Below are 924 nucleotides of genomic sequence, written 5' to 3' on the forward strand. Positions count from 1 at the left end.
AGTGAGTTGGAATCGCCGAAGAGCATATTCAACATACCGCCAAACGTCCCTTTCGATTCAAGGAAATCATTGATCAATTTTTGGAACATCACTTTACCCTCATAGGAGTCTACAAATTGCTCTGCTCGGTTCAGGATAAAGTCTGTCATTACAGGAATATGTGCTTTCGCCTGCTCTTGCCATTCCACCGGAACGATTTCTTCAATCGTGCCCGACGTCAATTTCGTGCGGGCATTCCTAAGCTGTGCATCGATGAGAGCATCGATTTTCCGCTCGGCTTTCTCCACAACGTCGGTTGCTCCCGCCACTTGCAGCCAATCATGCAATGTCTTGTCCGAATGGAAAACATACTCATCGATCTTGCTTTGAAGGAATGCCTCCGCTTTTCTTTCCATTTCAGGTGTCAATAATTTATTTTTCAATACATCGGGCGTCACTAAATAGTTCGTGACCGTCCTCCCCAGTTGCACGGCAAGTTCGTCGCGCCGTTTTGGAATTAACCCTGGCGTGAAAGGAAGACGCCAACTGCCGATATATTTCGCCTCATGGGGCCTGAACAACATTTTGATCGCCAAGTGATTCGTAAATCCTCCGATCAATGCCCCAATAACAGCCATAAACAACAATGTCCATATGAAATCCATCGCTTCACCTTATTTCCGATTCGTTCGGATTCCATTATAACAGAAGGAGTTCAATTGGAAAAAGCATTCGATGTGGTGAGGCCGTTCCAGCGATCCAAATGATTATAAACCTTGGCGAGTGATCATATAACCTCACGAGTGATCATAAATATCGACAAATGATCATATAACCTTGCGAGTGATCATAAATATCGACAAGTGATCATATAACCTTGCGAGTGATCATAAATCATGACAAGTGATCATATAACCTCACGAGTGATCATAAATCTCGACAAGT

Annotated in this window: 1 protein-coding gene; it reads right to left on the minus strand. The window is 43.8% G+C overall.

What is annotated here, in order from left to right:
- Positions 1 to 644, minus strand: a 644-nt coding sequence (locus AWV70_RS25035) for a DUF445 family protein (protein ID WP_235588820.1), incomplete at its 3' end; no start/stop codon positions are given.
- Positions 645 to 924: the final 280 nt, after the last annotated feature.

Source organism: Sporosarcina koreensis, from assembly GCF_001531445.1.
GTDB lineage: Bacteria > Bacillota > Bacilli > Bacillales_A > Planococcaceae > Sporosarcina > Sporosarcina koreensis_C.